Raw genomic sequence first — 24959 nt, forward strand, 5'->3', positions numbered from 1 at the left:
CTTTAGTTTCAAATCTCGCTTAGTTCCAACCAGCGCATACTTTTCTCGTCTAGTTCGTCTTTAAGCACCGGCAAGCGTTTGCTTTTCTCGGTAATCTCCTCCACTGATAAGTCGCCACTCGAAAGCGATTGCTCTATTTCAGCCTGTTCGGCTTCAAGTGCTGCAATATCGTTCTCTAGCTGTTCAAACTCTATTTTCTCCTTATAAGTTAGCTTTCGCTTGGTGTCGTTGCGATAAGTGGGCTTTTCTTTCTTTTCTGTAGGAGTGGCTTTAGCCTCTGTTTGGGAAGCCAGTTGGCTCCACTGGCGATATTGTGTGTAGTTACCAGGAAAGTCTTGCACCTCTCCCTCGCCTTTAAACACCAGCAAGTGGTCTACCACCTTATCCATAAAATAGCGGTCGTGACTAACAATAATTACGCACCCTGGAAAATCTTGTAAGTATTCTTCAAGCACTTGCAGCGTTTTAATGTCTAAGTCGTTGGTGGGTTCGTCAAGCACCAAGAAATTGGGATTGCGCATCAACACCGTGCAAAGGTAAAGTTTACGCTTCTCGCCTCCACTTAACTTGTACACATAATTATATTGTTCTTCGGGCGAGAACATAAAATGCTGTAAGAATTGAGATGCAGAAAGATGACGTCCACCACCCAAATCAACATATTCGGCAATATCGGTAACAATGTCAATCACCTTCTTTTGCTCGTCGAACTGCAAACCTTCTTGTGAGAAATAACCAAATCTAACGGTTTCACCAATATCGAAACGCCCACCGTCTGGTTGCACCTCACCCAGCAACATTTTAATAAACGTAGACTTACCCGTACCGTTGTTGCCCACGATACCCATTTTTTCAAATCGCGCGAAGTTATAATAAAAGTCGCGTAAGATAACTTTCTCGGTCGACCATGCTTTAGAAACATATTGACATTCAAATATTTTAGAGCCAATATAAACGTTGCAGCTCTTAAGTCGTACCTGCCTTTCTTCGATGCGCTGCTTAGCTTTGGCTTCTAGTTCATAAAAAGCGTCTTCGCGATATTTTGCCTTATGTCCTCGCGCTTGTGGCTGCCTGCGCATCCAGTCTAGTTCGCGACGATATAAGTTGTTTGCATGCTGCACCTCGGCACGCGCATTATCCAGCCGTGCTTGTCGCTTTTCCAGATAATAAGCATAACTGCCTTGATAAGTAAAGATGGGGTTATTGTCTAGTTCCACACTCAAGTTGCACACGCGATCAAGAAAGTATCTATCGTGCGTAACCATGAGCAGTGTTTTGTTTCCACGCGAAAGGAAGCCCTCCAACCACTCTATCATCTCCAAGTCAAGGTGGTTAGTAGGTTCGTCTAGAATCAGAAAATCTGGTTCAGTAATAAGCGTATTGGCCAAAGCCACCCGTTTTTGCTGACCTCCACTTAGTTCGCCCATGGGCTGATTAAGGTTTGTAATTTTGAGTTGCGTAAGGATTTGCTTTGCCTTGAGCACCTTTTCTTCGTCGCCATGATGGTTAAAACAAGCGTCAAGCACAGTCTCCTTTGGGTCGAAGTGAGGCGATTGCACCAAGCAAGCCACACGCAGCCCATTACGATAGATAACCTCTCCGCCGTCTTTACCTTCTTCGCCCATCAGGATAGCCAGCAAAGTAGACTTTCCTGTTCCGTTTTGAGCAATGAGACCAACGCGTTGTCCTTCTGCAATAGAGAACGAAATATCTTCAAACAGTACCTTTGCACCAAATCTTTTGGTGAGGTTCTGTACGTCTAGCACAGGTTTTGGATTTGCCATAAGCCTTATTCCGCCTCAATTTTTTTGTTGATTTCGTCGATATAATTCAGCAATTCTTCTCGTCCGATACGTTTTTCCGAACTAGTGACAAAGTAAGGCGGCAACTCTTCCCACGTGTCAGCCAGTTGCTTCATCCATTTTTCAGCATTCTGCTTAGCCTTAACCACACCTAGCTTATCGGCCTTAGTAAACACAATTGTAAAGGGAACGCCACTTTCTCCTAGCCAATCAATAAACTCGCGATCTATTTTTTGCTGCTCGTGTCTTATGTCTATCAGCACAAAGAGATTAACCAATTGTTCGCGTTGAAGAATATAACTAGAAATCATTTGTTGTAATTTCTGTTGCACAGTCTTCGACCTTTTGGCAAACCCATAACCAGGAAGGTCTACCAAGTACCACGAATCGTTGATGATAAAATGATTAATGAGCAATGTTTTACCAGGCGTGGCCGATGTTTTAGCCAAGCCCTTATGGTTGCAAAGCATGTTTATGAGACTAGACTTTCCCACGTTTGAACGTCCAATAAAGGCGTATTCAATTTTGTTGTCTGTGGGGCAAAGCCCTATCGAGGGGGCTGAAAGAGAGAAAGCCGACTTCTTAATATCCATATACTACGTGATGTTTTTTACCTTAATATATAAGGGTGATAAAAGCTTGTGGGATGCATGCTCGTTGCAATCGTTGCTTGGGCACGTTCCAAATATTGATAAATACATTGCGCATGGCCCAACAACAACTTGCCTAGATGGCATGCTACAATTGTTATATCCTTATGCAAAGTTAGTGAAAACAATTGGTATTTATGCTTTTCGGGACGAAAACATCGGGAGATAAATTTACAAATAGTGATACACATCACTACGCAATAGATATAACCCATGACGAGAATAGAAATAAACAATAACGAAAAACACCTAACATTGAAAATTAATCACTAACTTTGTCCTAAATAATACGATTGATATGACCACACAATACATCATTGTAGCAGCCATTATTGCCATTGCCGTTGGCTATGTAGCCTACAAAATATACGAGACTTTTAGCAACACAAACAGCTCTTGTGGGGGTTGTAAGGGTTGTTCTATGAACCCACAACAACAAAAAAATGGGCCAATAAGTAATAAAAAGCCCTCTTGCAACCACAAAATGTAGAAAACATTTGGTATTACGGATTATTATCTATACCTTTGCATCGCATTAAAGAAAAGGGTACCTTGGCCGATCGGTTAGGTAACGGTCTGCAAAACCGTGAAGGGCAGTTCGACTCTGCCAGGTACCTCAATCAAAACGGGATAGTTCTTCAAAGAACTATCCCGTTTTTTTAGCTATAAGTGGCTCTATCTCCTACCATTTGTAAATTTACAAAATGGCCAAAACTTACATTGCACAATGAAAAGGGTGCATTGTATCATATTTCCTAAGATAAAAAAGAATAAGAAAAGAATTAGGTTGCATGCGCCATCTTAAGCATTGCATGCAACCTATTAGGGAAAACGGCTTCACATCCTCCTTGGGCTTTTGAGCCAAACATTCTGAGTTAAATAAAAAAACGAGTAGCAGATGTAAGCAGGTTAAGCGCCATGCGCACTGCTAGCAAGTGCATATTAGCGCACCTTAGCCTTTATCCAAATAAAGCGATGCAGCCCTAACACGTGATAGTGTCTCGGGAGTCATCTGTAAATAACTAGCCACATACACCAGCGGTGCACGTAAAACCACTTGTGGCGACAGCTTACACAACTTAAGATAGCGGTCTTGTGCCGTTTCAAATCGTAACATGTCAGCATGCACTTGCGAAATAATAAGACTCTCTTCCAAAATCTTTCTGAAAAGAATTTGTATGTTCACATTGTGCAAGGCCACCTCTTCCAGTTTGCGTTTGGGCATAGCATAGATGAGTGTAGGCTCAAGAGCTTCCAGTTGCAAGTGGGTGGGTTTCTCCATAAAAAGGCTTTCGATGCACATCACGATGCTGTGTTCCACCCCGATATGCTCGGTTAGTTCCTTGCCATTCTTAAAATAGAACTGGCGCGTAAGGCCACGTTCCACGTAATACACATGTTCGCAAACGTCGCCTTCTTTGAGAATGATTTCCCCCTTAGCAAACTTCATCGGCACCAAGACACTCTCCAAGATATCGAGTTCGTCGTGAGTCATGGTGCTATACTTTCGTGCCAATTCGCGAGCTATGTCGCGAGTTGAATTGTTGAGTTCTTTCATATCTCTGCTCCTTTATAACACTTGCAGTTGGATTTAGTCGAGCTTCAGCACCGCCAAGAAAGCTTTTTGCGGCACTTCCACATTACCAATCTGCTTCATTCGTTTCTTACCTTTCTTCTGTTTTTCCAACAGTTTGCGCTTTCTACTAACGTCTCCTCCATAGCATTTGGCGGTAACGTCTTTTCTAACACACTTAATTGTCTCGCGAGCAACAATCTTTGCACCAATCGCCGCTTGTATAGCGATATCAAATTGTTGCCTTGGTATTAGTTCTTTCAACTTCTCGCACATGCGTCTACCAAAGGTTGAAGCATTGTCGAAGTGTGTAAGTGTAGACAAAGCATCTACAGCTTCGCCATTCAACAGTATATCTAGCTTAACCAATTTCGATGGTCTAAAGCTGTCGATATGATAGTCGAACGATGCATACCCTTTCGAAATAGACTTCAGTTTGTCGTAGAAGTCGATAACGATTTCGCCAAGTGGCAACATAAAATGCAGCTCTACACGATTGCCACTAACATATTCTTGGTTGATTAATTCACCTCGTTTGTCCATACAGAGCTTCATTATTGCACCAATGTAGTTTACGTTGGTGATGATTGACGCTCGGATATAGGGTTCTTCGATATGGTCTATTAACGTTGTATCGGGCAATCCCGAAGGGTTGTGCACCTCGCGTTCGTTACCCAGTTTATCGTAAACCATGTACGAAACGTTGGGCACTGTGGTGATTACATCCATATTAAACTCTCTGTCGAGACGTTCTTGAATAATCTCCATATGGAGTAATCCCAAGAATCCACATCTAAAACCGAAGCCCAAAGCCACTGATGACTCAGGCGAGAAAGTAAGTGAAGCATCGTTCAACTGTAGTTTTTCAAGCGACGCTCTTAAGTTCTCGTACTCAGAAGGCTCAATAGGATAAACACCAGCAAACACCATTGGCTTAACCTCTTGAAAACCTTCGATAGCCGATTGGCATGGTTTATCGCGATGAGTGATGGTATCGCCCACCTTCACCTCTTTGGCATCCTTGATACCACTAATGATATAACCCACCTCGCCAGTATGTAGTTCTTGCTTAGGCACCATGTCCATTTTAAGCACTCCCACTTCATCGGCGACGTATTCCATACCAGTATTAAAGAACTTCACGTTGTCGCCTTTGCGTATAACGCCGTTCAACACTTTAAAATAAGCTATAATTCCCCGGAAAGAGTTGAACACCGAGTCGAAGATTAGCGCCTGTAATGGGGCGTTATCATCACCCGCTGGGTGTGGAACTCGTTCAACTACGGCATTAAGAATGTTTTCAACACCTTCGCCAGTCTTACCCGATGCTCGAAGAATTTCCGACTTATCGCATCCCAAAAGTTCAACAATTTCATCTTCAACTTCCTCTGGCATAGCGCTGGGCATGTCCACTTTGTTGATAACTGGGATAATCTCCAAGTTGTGTTCGATGGCCATATAGAGGTTAGATATGGTTTGCGCTTGTACTCCTTGGGTAGCATCCACAACAAGCAAAGCACCCTCGCAGGCAGCAATGCTTCGTGAAACCTCGTAAGAAAAATCAACGTGTCCCGGGGTGTCGATGAGATTTAGAATGTAATTTTGCCCCTGATACTGATATTCCATCTGTATGGCATGGCTCTTAATGGTGATACCACGCTCTTTTTCCAAGTCCATATCGTCGAGCATTTGCCCACCCGTAACTTGAATGGTTTTAGTAAATTCCAGCATGCGGTCGGCCAAAGTAGACTTCCCGTGGTCAATGTGTGCGATGATGCAGAAGTTTCTTATATGGTTCATTCAGTATAAAGAGGATTTTATTTTTGTGGCAAAGATAAGTATTTTAATCGGTATTTTGACGCTTACGGCTGTATTTTTGCCAAATTATAGCTACCTTTGTACAAAACAAAATAAACAATGAGAAAGATATTCGTCCTATTAATAGGTGCGGCATTGTTTACCGCATGCAACGAAAGTTTGGAAAAACGAGCCCAAAGAGAGGCCAAAGAATACACTGAAAAGTTTTGTCCTACGCCTGTAAGCAACTACACGCGCACTGATAGTGTGGTGTTTTATCCAGAAACAAAAACCTACCACTACTACTGTTCGTTTGTCGATAGGATGGACGATGCTGAGATTATTAACCAGAATAAGCAAGCAATAGACGAGATGTTGCTTAAGGCGATTATCCAATCTACCGAACTGAAGCCTTATAAAGAGGCTGGTTTTAGCTTCGCGTACACTTGTCACTCAGACAAAGACCCGAAGAAAGTGTTATTCGAAGCCAACTATACAAAGAAACAATATTAAAAAAAGGCTAACTAGCGAACTGCTAGTTGGCCTTTTTATTTATCTAGTTGTTAGACACATATACCCATAACTGCACCTAAACTATGCCTCCGTGACTTTGGCTTTTATAGCTATTGCCCAACTATCAACGTGTATTAAACGTGTTCGACATCATTCAATGCCGAACGCAATATATTTTCGGCATTTTCTACACGGGTTCCTGTGGGACTGTCTATATGGTCTAGCGTATAGTTCAATCCCAATTTCTGCCATTTAAATGCACCCATGCCATGATAGGGCAACACTTCTATGCACTTAACATTGTGCAAAGTCTTAACAAAATCGCGTAATCCGTATAGATAAGTGTCGTTATCGGTGATAGTAGGAACAAGTACATGGCGTATCCAAACAGGTGTTTGCAACTGCGAAAGGTAGCGTGCGCAATCTAAAACATTTTCGTTAGCCCATCCCGTGAGTTTCTTATGTTCCTCACTGTCGATGTGTTTGAGGTCGAGTAACACCAAATCGGTGAACGACATCAGTTTGGTAAACTTTGAAAAGAATGGCTCTTCGCGCGTAAATGGTTGTGCTGCGGTGTCTAAGCAAGTGTTAATGCCCAGCGCTTTAGCCTTTTCAAAGAGTTCAAGCATAAAATCTATCTGCAACAACGCTTCTCCCCCACTCACAGTTATACCGCCTTCTTTACCCCAATAGGCACGAAAACGCAACGCCTGTTGCAACAATTCGTCAGCTGTACGCAGGTCGTCGGACTTCATAATCCACGTGTCGGGATTATGACAATAGCGACAACGCATCTTACATCCACTAAGAAAGATGATGAAACGAATGCCTGGTCCATCTACCGAACCAAACGATTCTACAGAATGAATACAAGCTTTACTAAGCGGCTGCTCGGTTTTGGCAGTTGTATCGGTTGACACAAACGTGTTATTGTTTTTCATTTTCTATCCTATCGGGCATCTATGCCCTGATTAATATGTAAGTTCGTGAGTTCATGAGTTTCTGCGTTCATGATTCCATAAATACATAAGTTTGCGAAAACGTTAATTCAAGAGTTCATTAGTTCGTGAGCGTTCTACGTTAACACGCGTGAACTATCAAAATCAAAAACAACATTGTAAGGCTTTTTTGCAAAAGTCCCTCCGTGGCAATACGCGGAGGGACCTGAATATTTGGCCGTAAGCCCTATTGGTTAAGCCAATTTGCAATGAGCTTGACGTGCAATAACATCGAGTTGTTGCTCTTTTGTCAGGTCGATAAACTTCACTGCATATCCACTTACACGGATAGTAAAGTTGGCATACTCCTCTTTCTCGGGGTGTTCCATACAGTCGATGAGCTTCTCTACACCAAAAACGTTCACGTTAAGGTGGTGAGCACCTTGGTCGAAATAACCATCCATCACACCAACAAGCGTATTAACGCGCTCCTCCTCATTATGGCCGAGCGTGCTGGGGGCGATAGTCTGGGTGTTTGAGATACCATCGAGGGCATATTCGTATGGCAACTTGGCCACAGAATTAAGCGAAGCCAGCAATCCATTCTTCTCAGCACCATACGAAGGGTTAGCACCAGGAGCCAAAGGTGCACCATCTAGTCGACCATCGGGCATGTTTCCTGTGAACTTACCATAAACAACGTTCGAGGTAATGGTTAGGATACTGGTTGTGGGCTCGCTCTTACGATAAGTGTGATGCTTACGAATCATATTCATGAAGGTCTTCAACAACCACACTGCAATCTCGTCTGCGCGGTCGTCATCATTGCCATAACGGGGGAAATCTCCTTCCGTTTCGTAATTAACGGGGAAGCCCGTATCATCACGAATGATGTTAACCTTAGCGTATTTGATGGCACAAATAGAGTCAACAACATGACTGAAACCTGCAATACCCGTTGCGAAGGTACGACGAACATCGGTATCGATTAATGCCAATTCTGCTGCTTCGTAGAAATACTTATCGTGCATGTAATGGATAAGGTTAAGCGTATTAACGTAAACACCAACCAACCATTCCATCATATCCATGAAACGAGGCATAAATTCTTCGTAGGTAACAACGTCGCCTTGTATCGGGCGCAATGCAGGACCACATTGCTCCCGCGTCTTTGAGTCTACACCGCCACTGATTGCATAGGTAAGACACTTAGCCAAATTGGCACGCGCACCGAAGAATTGCATCTCTTTTCCAGTCTGTGTGGCCGAAACGCAGCAGCAAATAGAATAGTCGTCACCCCATATTGGGCGCATAACGTCGTCGTTCTCGTATTGAATTGAACTTGTTTTCACCGAAATCTTCGAAGCATAGCGTTTAAAACCTTCGGGCAAACGCGAGCAATAAAGCACAGTGAGGTTAGGTTCTGGAGATGGTCCCATGTTTTCAAGGGTGTGTAGGAAACGGAAATCGTTCTTCGTTACCATCGAACGGCCATCCTGTCCCATGCCAGCCACCTCTAGAGTTGCCCAAACGGGGTCGCCAGAGAACAATTGGTTGTAGGCGGGGATACGTGCAAACTTCACCATGCGGAACTTCATCACCAGATGGTCGATAAGCTCTTGTGCCTCTGCCTCTGTGAGTGTGCCTTCTTTAAAGTCTCTTTGAATATATATATCCAAGAAGGTAGAGATACGTCCAACAGACATTGCCGCACCGTTTTGCGTCTTAATGGCACCCAGGTAACCAAAATAGAGCCATTGAACAGCTTCACGAGCATTGTTAGCAGGCTTCGAAATGTCGTAGCCATAAATCAAAGCCATCTCCTTAAGTTCGTTCAACGCCTTGATTTGCATAGAAATTTCTTCGCGTTGGCGTATGATTTCTTCCGTCATTATGCCACAACCGCAGTTACGTTTATCTTGTTCTTTCTCTTCAATAAGAAAATCTATACCATAAAGAGCAACACGACGATAGTCGCCAACGATACGTCCACGACCATAAGTGTCGGGCAAACCGGTAAGAATGTGGTTATGACGCACCACTTTCATCTCATCAGTGTAAGCATCAAAAACGCCATCGTTGTGTGTTTTGCAGTATTTTGTAAATATTTCGTGTAGTTTTTCAGAGGGCTTATAGCCATAAGTGGTGCAAGCTTGCTCAGCCATATGAATACCGCCATAAGGCATAAAAGCACGTTTTAAAGGCTTATCGGTTTGTATACCCACAACCTTTTCCAAATCTTTTGTACCCTCTCCTATGTACCCAGGGCCATAAGCTGTCATACTAGAAACCACTTCGGTCTCCATATCCAGCACGCCACCCTTTGCACGTTCTTCTTTTTGAAGCACCTGCAACATGCCCCAAAGTTTATTAGTAGCATCAGTTGGTTCGGCTAGAAATTGTTCATCGCCGTCGTAAGGGGTGTAGTTGTTTTGAATAAATTCACGCATATTGACTTCATCAAGCCATTTCTTACCAGTGAAGCCTCTCCACTCTTGTCTCATTTTTATTCGAAAGTTGGTTTAACATACTGTGCTGCAAAGCACAAAACATAGCAAATAATCTGCTCTTGGCTGATTTATGTTGCAAAGTTACGCCGAAAAATAGTACAAAACAATACCAACTTTTGGGTATTATGTATATAAAACAAATTAATATAAAGTTCTTATTTGATAACATGTCCAAAATTACAAATCAAATAAACACCAAATATAGACTATAACCTATCGTCTTAAGACATTTAGGAACAAACAGATAAACAAATGTTAGCAGCATTAGCACATTAACATTAAATGGACAGCAACCAGATGTGGTTTAAATATCTCAATAAAAGGCAAAAAGTAAGTGTTAAAGTATTAAAAATCTTTATATAACGACCTGATAAAACTTCACTTAGTTCTTTGTTTTGTCAGGCCGTTAATTATTTATGACACTTACGTTTAGACTTAAACCTAAAGGTATATGTGTTTTACACCAATTTGAAGCGCACCCGGAAAGTGCGCGTTTCTTCATCCCAGTTGGTGCCCAACATCACAAATTTACCTATCTGTGCTGTTGAACGTACATGTTTTCCTATACACGGACAAGTATCGAAGTCGCCAATACGCACGATACGCACCATATTAGAATAGTCGTCGGGCACTCGAGAGAGGTCGATACCCTCAGGCAAGTTGTACCTATCAACCAATTCATAGGTCACGGGCAAGTCTTCTTCAATCAACTCATTCATACGTTGTTCTATCTCCTTTTCGTCTTGTCGCGTGGGTTTTCTGTTGAGGATGTAACTTATTTTGCTTTTTTTTCGCTCAACATGTGCATTGGTTGATCTGTCGCACTCAAACATTCTAACCATCACTTGATTAAGCAAGTGTTCGGCAGTATGCGCTGGTGGAAACTCATCTTTGTTGTGCAGGCAGGGCAATAATTCATCGTCTTTCATCTTGGTTTTAAGCTTATAAATTCTTCCGCTATAAGGATTAAGTGTCATTGGGAAACATCCGTCGCGCTGAACACGCTCAATGGTTGTTTCACCAGTGAGCAAATCTATCGCGGCAAAGCGTCCTTCTGGCAATTGCAGATAATCGAAAGCATGTCCAGGGATATTTACCTGCACGCTATCGGTGTCGCCTGAGAAGTTTACAACAACCAAAAGCAGTTCGTCTTGCCATTTTCTTAAGAAGGCAAAATGCTTTGTGGGGTTGAATTTGTGTGATAGTGGGTTTACGTACATCAGATCGAAGAATAGTCCCTCGCCCACTGCGCGCTCTCCTTTGGCTATGCGTAGTATATGTTGATACTGTGCATATATGTCGTTTTCGTTTACCGACAGCTGATTGCGATAGAAATAACCGCGATATATTGTGCCAACCGTCCAATAGTCAAAGATGGTTGTTCGTCCGTCTACCCCACTAAATCCTTCGTTGTCCATGCCTGGTTCGCCAAATTCTTGTCCTGCATATATCAGCATAGGATTGCCTTGTAGTAATGCCGAAACTATGAGTGCGGGAATGGCTCGCTGTGCATCTCCACAGAAAAACGAACTTGCAATACGCTGTTCGTCGTGGTTTTCAAGAAAGTAAAGCATGTGATGACTAATATCGTCGAGCGACTGCCATTGATAAGTAATGGCAGAAGCGTTGCACTCTTGGCGCACCACGCTTTTAAGGCAATCGTACATGCCCACCTTATCATAAAGGTAATCGAAGCCCGATTGCACATAGGCTCGATATTGAGAGGGATCGTAAACCTCTCCAATAACGATGGTCTGTGGATAATTATCTTTTAAGATGGACGTGGCATACTTCCAAAAGGCCGTAGGAACCATCTCGACCATGTCGCATCGGAAACCATCCACACCCGTTTCTGCCCAAAACAGCAAAATGTCGACCATTTTCTTCCATGTATTTGGCACTGGAGAGAAATGCTCGCTGCGCCCACCTGCATCACAATAGTCGATACCATAATTCAGCTTCACCGTTTCATACCAGTCGTTTATACCTGGATGATTATCAAAACGGTCGTTTCCTGTGGCCTTAGCTGGCTGTTCATGATAGATATTTCCTGCGCTATCGACGAGCGAAATTGAAGGTTCGAACGGCTTACCCCAACAATAATAGAAGTTGTTGTTAGTAGAAAAGTGTAGGTTCTTGTCGTCTTCAGCGCCTAGGTCAACAACACCATTGGGTTTTGCCACCGACAAATATTGTCGCGCCACGTGGTTGGGTACAAAGTCAATGATTACTTTCATACCACATTGATGCACCCTTTGCACCAAAGCTTTGAACTCATCCATCCTGCGTTCAACATTCACGGCCAAGTCGGGTGCCACGTCATAATAGTCGGTTATGGCATAAGGCGACCCTGCTTTTCCTTTCACCACTGCGCTGTGTTGCTTGGGAATGCCATACGCCGAATAGTCTGTTTGAGAGGCATGACGAATAATGCCTGTAAACCAAATGTGGCTTACGCCCAATTTTTGAATGCGTTGTAGTGTTGCTTCGTCAAAGTCGTTCATCTTTCCACAACCATTTTCGACAATCGTTCCCCACTTTTTATTGGTGAGATTACGATTGCCGAAAAGCCGTGGAAACAACTGATATATGATAATCTTGCTGTTCACGTTGGTTTATATCTTGCAGAAAGGCAGGTCTTTATGGCCAGCCCTTATAATAATTATTCTATGCCGTGTGCCGCAACAGTCTTGTCGATGCGTCCTATCATGCCTTGCAGAGCCTTTCCTGGACCACACTCGGTAAAGTCGTTAGCACCATTTTTAATCATGTTTTGCACACTTGAGGTCCACCTCACCGAGCTCGTAAGCTGTGCAATAAGATTTTTCTTAATCTCTTCGGGTGCCGTGTGTGCCAGACCGTCAACGTTTTGGTAGATGGGGCATTTGGGTTCAGCAAACGAGGTATTCTCAATAGCAGTCTGCAATTCGTCTTTTGCAGGTTGCATCAGTGGCGAATGGAATGCTCCACCCACTTTTAGTGGCAACGCACGCTTAGCACCAGCTTCTTTAAGCATTTCGCAAGCTTTATTAACAGCATCGATATTACCCGAGATAACCAGCTGTCCTGGGCAATTATAGTTGGCTGCAACCACCACATTGTTTTCCGTGCTCACCTGTTGACAAACCTTTTCCACCGTCTCATCGTCCAATCCCACGATGGCAGCCATTGTTCCAGGAGCCACTTCGCAAGCTTTTTGCATTGCCATAGCACGTGCGTAAACCAAACGTAAACCATCTTCAAAACTCAATGCCCCAGCTGCAACAAGTGCAGAAAACTCTCCTAAGCTATGTCCAGCAACCATTGCTGGTTTAAATTCGTCGCCTAAGCAGAGTGCAGAGATAACACTATGCAAGAACACTGCAGGCTGGGTTATCTTTGTTTCCTTCAATTGTTCGTCGGTACCGTTGAACATAATGTCGGTAATACTATAACCAAGAATGTCGTTAGCCTTATCAAACAGTTCCTTTGCCAAAGGATTTGAGTCGTATAGGTCTTTACCCATACCTACGAATTGCGCTCCCTGACCTGGGAAAACGTAAGCTTTCATACCAAATTTAATTTTTTGTTATAATTGATTTTTAACTTTTTATGTCGCGTCTTAGGTGCTATAAACGCAGCTGCCGATGCGATTAGGCGCATGCCGAACAACCATGTTTGTAACGTCGGCGTGTGTTGCGCTCCACCACTTTCAATAAATAGCGCTATATGTGCTATCTAGAACAGACTAAGCCCACCAAAATACATACAACCTAAGCTGCATGCGACGTTCCTAAGAACCCGCCATTTTGCAAAATTAATATATTTCTTCCAACTCTGCAAATTATCAATACTCGATGCTACGTCATCTAACACAAATGTCACTATTCAAAAGTGCACTTTCATTGATTACGTGCAATATCTCAAGAAACAACAGGCTAAGACTGTAAACATCAAGTCGAAGCCTCCTAACTATACAAACAAAAGAACTATTAGTAATACAACGCAAACAAAGTATTGTTTTAAGACGAAGTAATGCATAATTCTGACACTAATACTGAGTGATATTTTGCAACATATCTTTTCTTATTCCCAATGTTAAATCAGATAATATAATTTTACAAAACACTTACACAAATCCGACCCCTTCTAGCGAAAACACATGTTATAAAACATTCTTTTAGCCCCCATTTTCATTGTTTTGCTTTTTATTTTACACGCTTTTTAAGCCAAAAACCATCATTTAGCACCTTTTTGTCTTTCTATTTGCGTAGTTGGTCACCATTTTTACCGTCCCTAAAAGTGGATTTTAGTTGCTAAAAACCCACTATTTAGGTTGTTTTCACCCTCGAAACACATGAGTATTTTACCATTTTTGGGGAGACAAACAGCTCCATATTCTGTAAAAAGCACCATTTAGCATTGTATTTAGCACCACTTAGCATTGCATTTAGCACGAGTTTGCACTGCATTTACTATGAGTTTGCACTGCATTTACTATGAGTTTGCACGCCGTTTTGATGCTTATTGCATCATTTCTTGGTGAAAATATCCTATTTCTTGACACAAAACACCGTTTTTACCTCAGAAAACGCTTTTATCAACATTTAGCATCTAAAACCTACTTTCATCAAAACAAACCCTCGCGAGAATTGAATATTTGCGAACGAGTAGAGAATTGTGAGCAAAAAGGACAGCCACAATGTTAAAATTTACACCGAATATTTTACACCGTACAATCATTATCCAACTGTTACCTCGAATAAAGCAAAAATGAAAATTGAGGGTTCAAAAATCAAACAACCCAAGAAATAAATAATCCCTATTGGTGGGGATTAACCTTTAATTCGTGAAACTTATGCAGAAATAAAATTCTTCACACCACGAATACACGTTTCAATCCTTATTATAACACAATTGGGGCTAAGCCGAAGCATCGACTTACCCCCAATATGCTATATTAACGCGCAAACTAAATACCCATTCGCCCTACAAGAAAGTAAGGCATTTAGGCATCACAAGGATGCGACTAGTAACTACGTGCTATGATTACACGGTACTTAGAAGGCTTCCCGCTCACCATGTCAACACCTTCGGTTTGCTCAAAGCCATAAGGAATACACCTAATAGTGGCTTGAGTATCTTCTTTAATACGAGCCTCGGTCTCTTCTGTTCCATCCCAATGACAGAGGAAGAAACCACCTTCTTTAACACGTTGCTTAAACTCTTCGTAATCATTGCATTCGTAAATGCGAGCATTACGATAGTCGAGCGCCTTCTTAAAGATATTGGCTTGCATATCGTCGAGCACCGAAATAACATGCTCGGCCAAGCCTTCGAAACCGATAGTTTCTTTCTCCAACGTGTCGCGACGCATAATTTCAACAGTGTTGCTTTCAAGGTCGCGTCCGCCCATAACAATGCGAACGGGTACACCTTTCAGCTCGTAATCGGCAAACTTAAAGCCCGGACGCTTGTTGTCGGCATCATCGTACTTCACCGTTATGCCAGCCTTACGCAACTGTTCTACAACAGGTTGCAATTTGTCGGCAATGGCTTGCATCTGCTCACCAGCCTTACCAATGGGGATAATCACCACTTGTATGGGAGCCAATTTGGGCGGAAGCACCAATCCGTTGTCATCAGAGTGGGTCATAATCAATGCACCAATAAGTCGGGTACTAACGCCCCAGCTTGTAGCCCACACATATTCAGCCTTATTTTCCTTGTTAAGGAAAGTAACATCAAACGATTTAGCAAAATTTTGTCCCAGGAAATGGCTTGTTCCGCTTTGTAAAGCCTTACCATCCTGCATCATTGCCTCGATAGTATAAGTATCTAGTGCACCAGCAAAGCGTTCTGTTTCGCTTTTAACACCACAAACAACAGGCACAGCCATCCACTCTTCGGCAAATTTAGCATACACCTCAAGCATCTTCTTTGCTTCGGCTTCGGCCTCTTCACGCGTAGCATGAGCAGTGTGACCTTCTTGCCAAAGGAATTCAGAAGTGCGCAAGAAGGGGCGCGTACGCATCTCCCAACGCATCACGTTGCACCATTGGTTGCACATCAAAGGCAGGTCGCGCCATGATTTAATCCAATTTTTATAAGTGTTCCAGATAATTGTTTCTGACGTTGGACGTATGATTAGTTCTTCTTCCAGTCTTGCCGAGGGGTCTACTTCTACACTGTTGCCTTCTTCAGAAGCACGAAGTCTGTAGTGTGTAACCACTGCACACTCTTTTGCGAAACCCTTAACATGTTCGGCTTCGCGTGAGAAGAACGACTTTGGTATCAATAGTGGGAAGTAAGCGTTTTGCGCGCCCGTCTCCTTAAACATGCGGTCGAGCTGCTGTTGCATTTTCTCCCAGATAGCATAACCATAGGGTTTGATAACCATACAGCCTCTAACGGCGGACTGTTCCGCCAAGTCGGCTTTCACAACCAAGTCGTTAAACCACTGACTATAATTGTCGGAACGCTTGGTTAAATCTTTTAGTTCTATTGCCATTTATTTTTTTGTGTTATTTTTTCAGCCTACAAAGTTACGTTAAAATGCTTAAAGCGCAAAATATTAAACCAAGTTTAGACCTATGCCATAGGTCTGTTATTTTAGAACATCATGCTGGTTTAGTTTTTTCCATGTTTCCAAATATTTATTATCTTGCGCCATAAGATGGTGAAGTTGATGCCTGTTACGAGCAAGAACAAGGCCAAACCAATGCCCAACGTGGATAACACACCCGACGATGGCAAGTTGGGGAAAAGCGTCTCAACAATGTCTATATAATAGCTTCGCATCACAAGCAACAGCAAGAAGCTGGCTATAAGCACGGCCAAATTGAGCGCAAGGGTGAGCAACTGATAGGGCAACACCACTCGAGCCGGACTATATCCAATGAGTAAGAGGTTTTGTAGCTTGGTGGTGTTTTTTTGAACCAGCAAGTATATGCTAAGTAATAGCACATAAAAGCTTAACGCCGAAATAACGATGCCCACGCCCATAACCAAGGTTACCATTAAACGAAGGAAGTAAGTGGTTTTCTCAGCATCGAGATTGCTATCCTCCAACTCATAACCTTGCTGGTCTAAATAAGTGGTTAGGCGTTCGTCGGATGGATTAGCAACATCTAAAATGAGTCTTGTAGGAGGCATCTCATTGCCTGGAGAGAAGTGGTTGTTGCTCCACGCCATAAACTCTTGTGGTACAAGTACGGTGTTCAACTTAGACGAAAAGCCTACGACCTTACCTTTAAAATAACCCTGTGCACCTTTACCTTGTACCACAATATGAAGATCTATCATACCCACGAGTCCCTCGCTTATTTTAGGTAACGAATGGTTTTGAGCAAATCCAAAGTTGTACATGGCAATATAGCTTCGCGGAAGGAGGACAGGCACCAAAGTGTCGCCTGCCACATAGTGCCAATTATCTAACGAAACATCTACAAAACGATTGGGCACACTTTCGAAAAAAAGCTCAGAACTGAGTATCTTCATGCCGTTGATGCCCATTGCGGCCTCGGCCTTATAAGCTGTAGCGGTGAATTGTCCCACGCCCTTAATAAACGGTTGTGCCTGTAACTGAGCAATTTCCTCTTTCGAAAAGCCCGATTGATGGTGTGCTCCTAATGCATTTGCCGCCCCTATTCTTTTACTCACCACTAGATAATCGGCCTTTAAAAAACTGTCGTTGGCAGTGAAAACAGGCAAAATATCGCAATAAAGCTGATAACCAAGCAAAACAATGGTCATGCCAAAGAGATTGGCAAAGAAGAAGCCAACAAATTGTGGCCAACTGATATGCTGTCGTAATAATTTCCAAACCAGTTTCATAGCTTCAGCGTTTTATCGTATAACAAGTGTGGATGCTTACCAATACTTGTAATAATAAGCGTTGCCCCTTGTTGTTTAGCCTCGTCGGCCATAAGTTGTCCAAGTACTTCGGCATTAACATCATCGAGATGACTAATAGGTTCGTCGGCCAAAAGAAAGTCAAAGGGTTGCACTAATGCGCGCAAAGCAGCCACACGCTGCTGTTGTCCGAAAGACATCTGCCCCACCCTCGCGTCTATTTTGTCGGCAATACCCAACTGTTCGAACCATTGGCGTATCTGGGTTTCACTCTTAAAATGAGTGAGTTGGTTTTTCAACTGCACATTTTCTAAAGCAGTAAGCTCGGGAAAGAGTCGCAGCTCTTGAAACAGTTGGCTCACGCAACGCTGGCGAATGTTCACCCATTCGGCAGTAGAAAACATGCAAACATCAGTATTATCAAATCTCACTGTGCCTTGATAATCCTGGCGATAGCCCAAAACATAACTGCAAAAAGTGCTTTTACCATGTCCGCTTGCAGCTTCAACAAGATAGAACTTGCCTTTATCGAAAGTGAGATTGGGTTGCTGCCACACATCCGAATGCAAGTTACCTCGCTGTAGAAAAACATGTGGCGTAACCTGCTCAAAGCTAATTTTGTTCATTATTCCAGTATATAAACAATTGTGTTCACCCCTCCAAGATAGTTTTGCAGTGTGATAAGAGCCTCACCTTTAATGCTTTTAGAGGCAACCAAAGCGTCGATATTAAACACAAGAGCCAAACGTTTGCCCGGTATCTCGTTAGCCAAAGTTGCCTTAACGTTATCACTTGTCGTTGTTAAAACAGGCTGTTGCGAGGGTGAATAAGGTAAAGCATAAAAAAGACTATCGGTCTTTAACCCGAAATAATATTTAAATCTGCCATTATCATACACATAAGCACGGGGGCCAGCATCATAAATGGTAGAACCTGGAGGACAAGAATGTTTCCAATAGCCAATATCCATCAGCCAATTGGTGGCCTTTACTTGCGCTTTCATCGAGAAGTTAGGTTGTACACTGGAGTTTGTATTTGTACACATAACAAAATCCCCATCAACACTGCGGATGATGTTGTCCATATCGATGGCTGTATTTAATGCAGTAAGCATCGTCGATAACACGGGGTTATCTTGCAAAACACCCAATAAGTTTTCACCCTGCATGTTGGCAAAAAGAGTTAATGCAGCAGACGATACAGCCTCATGCACAAACGTTTTACCAATGGTTCGATAGGTATTTGCCACCTTTTTAAGGGCTTTATCAATGGTTTCGTTATACGAAAAAGTTTCGCCTTTCATTAAAAGCGTATTTCCTTCAAAGTGCAAGCCTGCTTTTAACACCACCTGCGACAGGTTGGTACGCTTGGGCAGCCCCAAAGTAAAAGGCAAAGCAACAGTCTCGGGCAGTGCGTCAAGGCGTGCAACAATAGCCACAGAGGCATCGATCGCATCTACCGAAGCTAACAAAGGCGACTGGTTATCGTTTTTCTTTGGGTCACTGGTGAGCAACTTAGCCATGCGCAATTGTAGGTCGGGTTGTACAGCTAGTGGCTGTGGCCCCATTACCAATAAGACATCATCATTAAAACCCACAGCCCACACATTGTTCACCACATAAAAACTGCATCCCTTACGTTCTTTTGCAGCCACGGCATACCCTTTTTTTACCAGTTCATCGAGAGCATCTGCAAGTTTAGAAGCATTGTCAACTTTAGCGCAAAGGCCGAAATTCATATCGGCAGCCTCGAAAAGATAAAGCTTAGCAGAGAGGTCTATTCCACATTCAGCGGGACTATTTGCCTCCCCTATAAATGTTTTCAGAATGTTGTTTAGTCTCAAATCGTTGCCCATTTTAGAGGCATCAATCGCCATAATAGCCATACTGCTTTTGGGTATAGACTGTACGTAGTTGGTTTTCGAACACGAAACCAACAACATAAGCGACAAAACCAACGCTGCTAATATATTCTTCATCTTAATGTTTATTTCCTAAATGCAAGTTGAGCAATCATAGTTGCCGAAAGTGCAGCAGTTTCTGTGCGCAATCGGCTTTTACCAAGCGACACCGAAACATATCCCTGATCCAGGGCCAAGCGCACCTCTTCGAAGGAAAAGTCGCCCTCGGGACCAATTAATATGGTAACATCCTCATCAGCATTTAGTTGTAACAACTCGTTATACAAATCCTTTTTATCAATTTCGTCATAGCAATGGGCAATAAATTTAGCGCCCTTTCTGGGTTGCTTCACAAAACGTTCGAAAGGCAATAAGTCGTTAAGCTGCGGTTTCCACGCCTTTCTGCTTTGTTTAACTGCAGCCACCACAATTTTATCAAGTCTTTCGAGTTTAACATTTCGGCGTTCGGAGAAAGCACAATTGAGCAAGGAAAACTCGTCAAGCCCAATCTCTGTGGCCTTCTCCAGAGTCCATTCCACCCTGTCAATCGATTTTGTTGGCGCCATGCCCACAGCTATTCTGCCACTCCAGGTTTTTTCTTGTGGTAATCGTTCCACAATATTATATAAGCATCTGCTTTTGGTTACGAGAGTGAGTTGTGCTTTAAAGAAGCAGCCTTCACCATCAATCAAAAACACCTCGTCGCCACTTTCCAAGCGCAACACTCTTGAAGCGTGAGAAGCTTCCTCATCGGGCAATTCATTACAATGCGCTGCGTTGGGCACATAGAAATAGCGCGTCTCTTTCATTTTAGCTTGTCTTTCCTTCGTTTTATCTCTTCATTGATTCGCGAAGCCAACTCGTAATTTTCGTGTTTAATGGCTTTAGCGAGTGCCTCTTCAATCAGCTTATCGTCTAAGACATTTATTGGAAGCGATGCTCCCATAGAATTCTTTTTAAAAGGTGTAGCCTGTCGGGCCATCAAAGAAGTCTCAACGTAAATAGGAATATTACCGATTATCGAAAGCAGCACAGCATCACTCGCCCTTAGCTTAGTGGGTTGGAGCGTTAGTGTATTATAAAGCAACACACGATATTGACTATCAACGATATCGTCGATAATGATTTCGAAATTGGCATCTGTGTTGGCGAGTACCATCTGCCACAACACTTCGGGCAAAAGTGTGCTAGTGACAGTGCGAGACTTAAGTCTAAGGGTTAATTGCTCTTTTATTTCCCTCTCACAGGGTATGAGCAATTCCATCGTTTGCTCTTCATCGGTGAGCGACAACAGCCCTAATCGTTCTTCCCCAACAATCTCTGCCACGTTGTTAAATACTAACCTAATTTTGGATTTCATTGTTGGTCTACTCCCTTAGGATGGAAAACAAGAGCAAAAGCCACGCCCACTACAAAGGCATATGCCGCAAAGACATACCAACAGGTTTGCCAATCAGTAACTCCATCCACAGTAAAATGATTTACGATGGCCTGCGCACTCAATGTTCCGACGGTAGAACCAACGCCATTTGTCATCAACATAAAGAGACCCTGAGCACTGGACCGTATGTGAACATCTGTTGACTTATCTACGAACAACGAGCCAGAAATATTGAAGAAGTCGAATGCCACGCCATAAACAATCATCGAAAGTACAAAGAGCCATACCCCACTACCAGGATTACCCAAGCCAAACAGAGCAAAACGCAGCACCCAAGCAAACATGGCAATAAGCATAACGTTCTTTATTCCAAAACGTTTCATAAAGAAAGGAATAAGCAAGATACAACAGGTTTCGCTGAATTGCGACAACGAGATGAGAATATTTGCATGCTGCACACCAAAGGTATTGGCATACTCGGGTATGCTTTCAAAACTTGTGATAAAAGGGTTGGCAAAGCCATTTGTTATTTGAAGACTAACGCCCAACAACATGGAGAAGAAAAAGAAAATAGCCATTTTCTTCTCTTTAAATAAAGAAAAGGCACGTAAGCCCAACTGGTCGGCCACACTTTTACGTTCGGTAGCATCGGATGTGGGACAGGTGGGCAGCGTAAAGCTATATAAGAAAAGAAGAACACTGAAGATTCCAGACACCACAAACTGATTTTGATTGGGCTGGAACCCCATCAAATCTACAAACCACATGGTGCAAATAAAGCCTACGGTGCCAAATACGCGGATAGGAGGGAAATCTTTCACGGTGTCCATTCCTGCCTGGTTAAGCGCGGTATAAGCCACCGAGTTGCTCAGCGCTAAAGTTGGCATGTAGAAAGCCACACTTAAACTATAAAGCGGAAATATCATTGAGCCTGCGAATGTGCCTGCAACAGAACCACCATCAACGGCTTGTCCCATAGCAATAAATCCATAATAAGCCGTGGCAAACATAAAAATAGCCGCCAACAAATGGCACAAACCCATTAACCGTTGGGCAGGCACCCAGCGATCGGCCACTATTCCCATGATGGCTGGCATGAAAATAGACACAATACCCTGCACTGCATAAAACCAACCAATTTGGTCAGCCATACCAATCTTTACAAGGTAAGTTCCCATCGAAGTGAGATAAGCTCCCCAAACTGCAAATTCGAGGAAGTTCATCAAAGACAAGCGTATTTTCAGATTCATGATTACAAGTATTTAGTTCACAAAGTTATGAATTATTGTTGAGATACAATCAGGTCTTACTTCTTTTTTTATTATGAGACGGTTGATAACGAACAATAAATCTGAATTTACAAACAACAGAAGAATATAATGTAAAAATAAGTACCAATAAATTGTAAAATGTAAAATTTTATCATTAATTTTGCAGCACTAGTTGAGCGAGTTTCCAAACGAATTGCCATGGAGTTCGCGCCAGACTCTCGCATCAAAATTAATAATCAATATTAACACACCATGGAAAAACCAAAACATTTATGAAAACTACATTTTTAAAAGGCTCAAAATTCATTGTCTTTGCAATGATGTTTATTGCTGCACTTACCACTTTCACAGCGTGTGGTGGCGACGATGAAGACGAATCTAACACCGTTAAAATTAATGGTCAGGAAACAAAGGTTAACCTTATGAACGCTGTTGAGTTTGGTGAACAAGCCACTATCACACTGTTTATTGCCTCTGTAGACAAAAACGATGTAACTATTCACAACTTAGTCTTCACGCTTCCCACTAAAGAATACGGCAGAACCATCACCGCGAGGGGAAATAATGTTATGGGAACACTTATAAACGGTGGTACTAAATTAAACGCTGGCAGTCAGTTCACGATTAACAAATCTAAGGATGGCGTTTACAAGATTTCGTTCCAGCTAGCACAAACCATAGGAAATAAGACTACAACTATTGCTGGAAGCTACGAAGGAAAGTCGATGACAATTGATCCCGACAAGGAATAATTGCTCAAAAAACTAAACAAAATGTACAATGGTCATATTCTACCTTGCTTTTGCAAGATGGAATATGGCCATTTCACGTATTAAAAGTTGCACCCTTTAGTATTTATCTTTGAACACCTTCCCAAACACAAAACTCTTGCCCATACCCACAACTCCAGACTCTACTTCTTAAAACCAGAAAATGTGCCACAAAAGCTATGATCTTCAATACAAACACTATACCTCTCAGCCTCAACCCCAAAAGTAGATAACAAAAAGGAAGACGCCACCCATAACAACCGCGTAACTAGAAAACAAAAACACCCTCGCTAGAGAATATTATACGCCATTATTTTCATTTCCACGTACCAAAAAGACATACAAGACAAACAAGTCCATAATAGCGTAAGCAATAAATTTCTGCAAAGACATACGTTTAAAGTGTTTAAACCCAAATCGCTCATTACACCACAATGTTTCCAGAATTGTTTTTTGTGTTGTTTCCTAACATCTTTTATCTTTTTGTCGGCATCATGTATGTATTTGCAACTTGACGTAGCCCGCTACGTCTGAGTTACAAAAATAGACAATCTGCTCAACAATAAAACAAAATATTGCTGTTCGGTAAAAGTAAACAGAAAGCTCTGTATCTCTTTATCCATCGGTATTGCAGCCGTTTTACTCATCCAAAGGCTTGGTTTTCAGTTTCAAACTGTAAGTATTATAGAATGCATTTATTTTGAAAAGAAAAGACCTATAACAACCGATAATTCTAAGAAATTATAAGGTTAAGTCTTTTTTAACTAACACAGGCATCCCCCAAAAAGTTTTACTGGACAGCAATAAAAACAAAATCTGTTTAGGCTCTAATGACCGATTGGGGTAAAATGATAAAAAGCTATCCTTGCAATGACAAACAAATAAAACGGGTCAGTCCTAAAACCCAGTTGTAAGCTTCCCCCTCATGCACATAATTTCATAAGCCTATACAGGAAGAACGGAATATCCGTCACTCCCCTAAACTGTGCTCTGAAAGCTTTGACTTTTGCGTTGAAGGATTCGGCATTTGCATTGGTTGCTCTATTGACAAAGAAATTGAGTATGGTATCATAATGAGTCTTAAAGGTGTCAATCACCGTATAAAAGTTGTCTACTCCCAACTTTTCTACCTCGTTAAACCACCTGGCCAACTTTAATCTTGCCGCATCTTTGATGCTTCTGGCATTATAAATATCGGTAAGTTCCATAGCCAGTTCATAAGCCTTCTTGAGTTCAGGGTAGTTTTCAAAGATGATTTCAGCCCTGAGTTTTTGGGATTCCGTCCATTTGGACTTGTGTTTGGTTAATATAAACTTAGCTCTGGCCAGCAGTTGCTTCCGCGTATCTCCGTTGCTGTATCTGAAAGGCCTATAGACCTCGTCTTGCTCCCTGGCCTTTCTTATCTCCTCATTTTCCCTGTCCCTTGCCATCCACCGGTAGGCTATGCGCATGTCGTCCAAAGCATCATAATAGAGTTTCTGCACATGAAATCTGTCACTTGTAATGAGAGCCTTGGGGAACACAGTGCGCGCAATCATCATCATCGAAGAAGACAGGTCGAGTGTTATCTCCTTAACTATATTCCTTTTGGAAGGTTCAATCTTTTCCAAGACGTGGATTACTTCTTCAGCTCTAGTTCCTCTGACCACAGCAACCAGCGTACCCATACCGCCTCTGCCAGCTTTGTTGGTCAGGAAAGTATAGACCTCGCCACTGCTCAAACAGGTTTCGTCGATACTCAAGCGCTCTCCTAGATTATCGGCGAACAGTAGCCACTCTTCTGCATGCGACAACTGTTCCCACTGGCGATAATCGCTGAAGTGTTCCTTGTACTGCGTAGAAAGCTGTTTGCCGTCCACTCCATAGTGAGAGCCGATGCCTGCAATGCTCTCCGCGGTAGACTCAATCCTATTCTTTTAAAAAAGAAACGAACTCAGGGGATAGTTTACTGCCCTCAGCCGTCAGATCATCGTAAGAATAACTGAATATCTCACCCGTGGAACTGTCACGCCATTTTCGAC

The 24959-nt window shown here is 42.5% G+C and carries 19 protein-coding genes, 1 tRNA gene and 1 pseudogene; 4 read left to right on the forward strand and 17 right to left on the reverse strand.

Going from position 1 to position 24959, the window contains the following annotated elements; all coding sequences use genetic code 11:
• Positions 1-8 precede the first annotated feature (8 nt).
• Positions 9-1784, reverse strand: a complete 1776-nt coding sequence (abc-f, locus tag QME03_RS04310; protein ID WP_281723579.1) for a ribosomal protection-like ABC-F family protein — start codon at positions 1782-1784, stop codon at positions 9-11.
• A gap of 5 nt (positions 1785-1789) precedes the next feature.
• Positions 1790-2395: a ribosome biogenesis GTP-binding protein YihA/YsxC gene (yihA, locus tag QME03_RS04315; protein ID WP_281723580.1), complete on the reverse strand. Its 606-nt coding sequence runs from the start codon at positions 2393-2395 to the stop codon at positions 1790-1792.
• A gap of 355 nt (positions 2396-2750) precedes the next feature.
• Between yihA and QME03_RS04320 the strand changes: the two genes are divergently transcribed.
• The gene (locus QME03_RS04320; protein ID WP_281723581.1) at positions 2751-2942 is read left to right on the forward strand and encodes a FeoB-associated Cys-rich membrane protein; all 192 of its coding nucleotides are present in this window, start codon (positions 2751-2753) and stop codon (positions 2940-2942) included.
• Between the two features lie 56 nt (positions 2943-2998).
• Positions 2999-3069, forward strand: a tRNA-Cys gene (locus QME03_RS04325).
• A 335-nt stretch (positions 3070-3404) separates the two neighbouring features.
• Here QME03_RS04325 and QME03_RS04330 read toward each other — a convergent pair.
• Positions 3405-4010, reverse strand: a complete 606-nt coding sequence (locus QME03_RS04330) for a Crp/Fnr family transcriptional regulator (RefSeq protein ID WP_025815146.1) — start codon at positions 4008-4010, stop codon at positions 3405-3407.
• 33 nt (positions 4011-4043) lie between these two features.
• The gene (gene lepA, locus QME03_RS04335) at positions 4044-5825 is read right to left on the reverse strand and encodes a translation elongation factor 4 (RefSeq protein WP_281723582.1); all 1782 of its coding nucleotides are present in this window, start codon (positions 5823-5825) and stop codon (positions 4044-4046) included.
• A 117-nt stretch (positions 5826-5942) separates the two neighbouring features.
• Between lepA and QME03_RS04340 the strand changes: the two genes are divergently transcribed.
• Positions 5943-6335, forward strand: coding sequence for a hypothetical protein (locus tag QME03_RS04340; RefSeq protein ID WP_025815147.1), 393 nt, complete (start codon positions 5943-5945; stop codon positions 6333-6335).
• 134 nt (positions 6336-6469) lie between these two features.
• Here the strand turns inward: QME03_RS04340 and pflA are convergent, their stop codons facing one another.
• From pflA to QME03_RS04395, 11 genes are all read right to left on the reverse strand, one after another.
• Positions 6470-7276 (reverse strand): pyruvate formate-lyase-activating protein, encoded by an 807-nt coding sequence (gene pflA, locus QME03_RS04345; RefSeq protein ID WP_281723583.1) that lies wholly within the window; start codon positions 7274-7276, stop codon positions 6470-6472.
• A 251-nt stretch (positions 7277-7527) separates the two neighbouring features.
• A complete protein-coding gene (gene pflB / locus QME03_RS04350) occupies positions 7528-9777 on the reverse strand; it encodes a formate C-acetyltransferase (protein WP_281723584.1) in 2250 nt (749 codons plus the stop codon).
• A 464-nt stretch (positions 9778-10241) separates the two neighbouring features.
• Positions 10242-12392 (reverse strand): alpha-amylase family glycosyl hydrolase, encoded by a 2151-nt coding sequence (locus tag QME03_RS04355; protein ID WP_281723585.1) that lies wholly within the window; start codon positions 12390-12392, stop codon positions 10242-10244.
• A 53-nt stretch (positions 12393-12445) separates the two neighbouring features.
• On the reverse strand, positions 12446-13333 hold the full coding sequence (gene fabD, locus QME03_RS04360; protein ID WP_281723586.1) for an ACP S-malonyltransferase: 888 nt from the start codon (positions 13331-13333) through the stop codon (positions 12446-12448).
• Between the two features lie 1458 nt (positions 13334-14791).
• Complete coding sequence (gene proS, locus QME03_RS04365; RefSeq protein ID WP_281723587.1) at positions 14792-16273, reverse strand: proline--tRNA ligase; 1482 nt, start codon at positions 16271-16273, stop codon at positions 14792-14794.
• Positions 16274-16392: 119 nt separating this feature from the next.
• The gene (locus QME03_RS04370; protein ID WP_281723588.1) at positions 16393-17598 is read right to left on the reverse strand and encodes an ABC transporter permease; all 1206 of its coding nucleotides are present in this window, start codon (positions 17596-17598) and stop codon (positions 16393-16395) included.
• Complete coding sequence (locus QME03_RS04375) at positions 17595-18242, reverse strand: ATP-binding cassette domain-containing protein (RefSeq protein ID WP_281723589.1); 648 nt, start codon at positions 18240-18242, stop codon at positions 17595-17597. Before QME03_RS04375 ends, QME03_RS04370 begins: the two co-directional genes overlap by 4 nt.
• Positions 18242-19594: a DUF4836 family protein gene (locus QME03_RS04380; RefSeq protein WP_281723590.1), complete on the reverse strand. Its 1353-nt coding sequence runs from the start codon at positions 19592-19594 to the stop codon at positions 18242-18244. Before QME03_RS04380 ends, QME03_RS04375 begins: the two co-directional genes overlap by 1 nt.
• 8 nt (positions 19595-19602) lie before the next feature.
• Positions 19603-20325 carry a 16S rRNA (uracil(1498)-N(3))-methyltransferase gene (locus QME03_RS04385; protein ID WP_025815154.1) on the reverse strand — a complete coding sequence of 241 codons (723 nt, stop codon included), beginning with the start codon at positions 20323-20325 and terminating at the stop codon, positions 19603-19605.
• Entirely contained in the window at positions 20322-20876 is a 555-nt protein-coding gene (locus QME03_RS04390; RefSeq protein WP_025815155.1) for a bifunctional nuclease family protein, read from the reverse strand. Before QME03_RS04390 ends, QME03_RS04385 begins: the two co-directional genes overlap by 4 nt.
• Entirely contained in the window at positions 20873-22147 is a 1275-nt protein-coding gene (locus tag QME03_RS04395) for a nucleoside permease (RefSeq protein WP_110369928.1), read from the reverse strand. Before QME03_RS04395 ends, QME03_RS04390 begins: the two co-directional genes overlap by 4 nt.
• Positions 22148-22440: 293 nt before the next feature.
• Between QME03_RS04395 and QME03_RS04400 the strand changes: the two genes are divergently transcribed.
• On the forward strand, positions 22441-22920 hold the full coding sequence (locus tag QME03_RS04400) for a hypothetical protein (protein ID WP_025815156.1): 480 nt from the start codon (positions 22441-22443) through the stop codon (positions 22918-22920).
• Between the two features lie 941 nt (positions 22921-23861).
• Here the strand turns inward: QME03_RS04400 and QME03_RS04405 are convergent.
• Together QME03_RS04405 and QME03_RS11810 are read right to left on the reverse strand one after the other, a co-directional pair.
• The gene (locus QME03_RS04405) at positions 23862-24845 is read right to left on the reverse strand and encodes an ISAon1 family transposase (protein WP_430197103.1); all 984 of its coding nucleotides are present in this window, start codon (positions 24843-24845) and stop codon (positions 23862-23864) included.
• A 1-nt stretch (position 24846) separates the two neighbouring features.
• A pseudogene (locus QME03_RS11810) lies at positions 24847-24959 on the reverse strand (ISAon1 family transposase N-terminal region protein); the annotation flags it as partial.

Origin of the sequence: Hoylesella shahii, from assembly GCF_937990675.1 — a bacterium.
In the GTDB taxonomy this organism is placed as follows: domain Bacteria; phylum Bacteroidota; class Bacteroidia; order Bacteroidales; family Bacteroidaceae; genus Prevotella; species Prevotella shahii.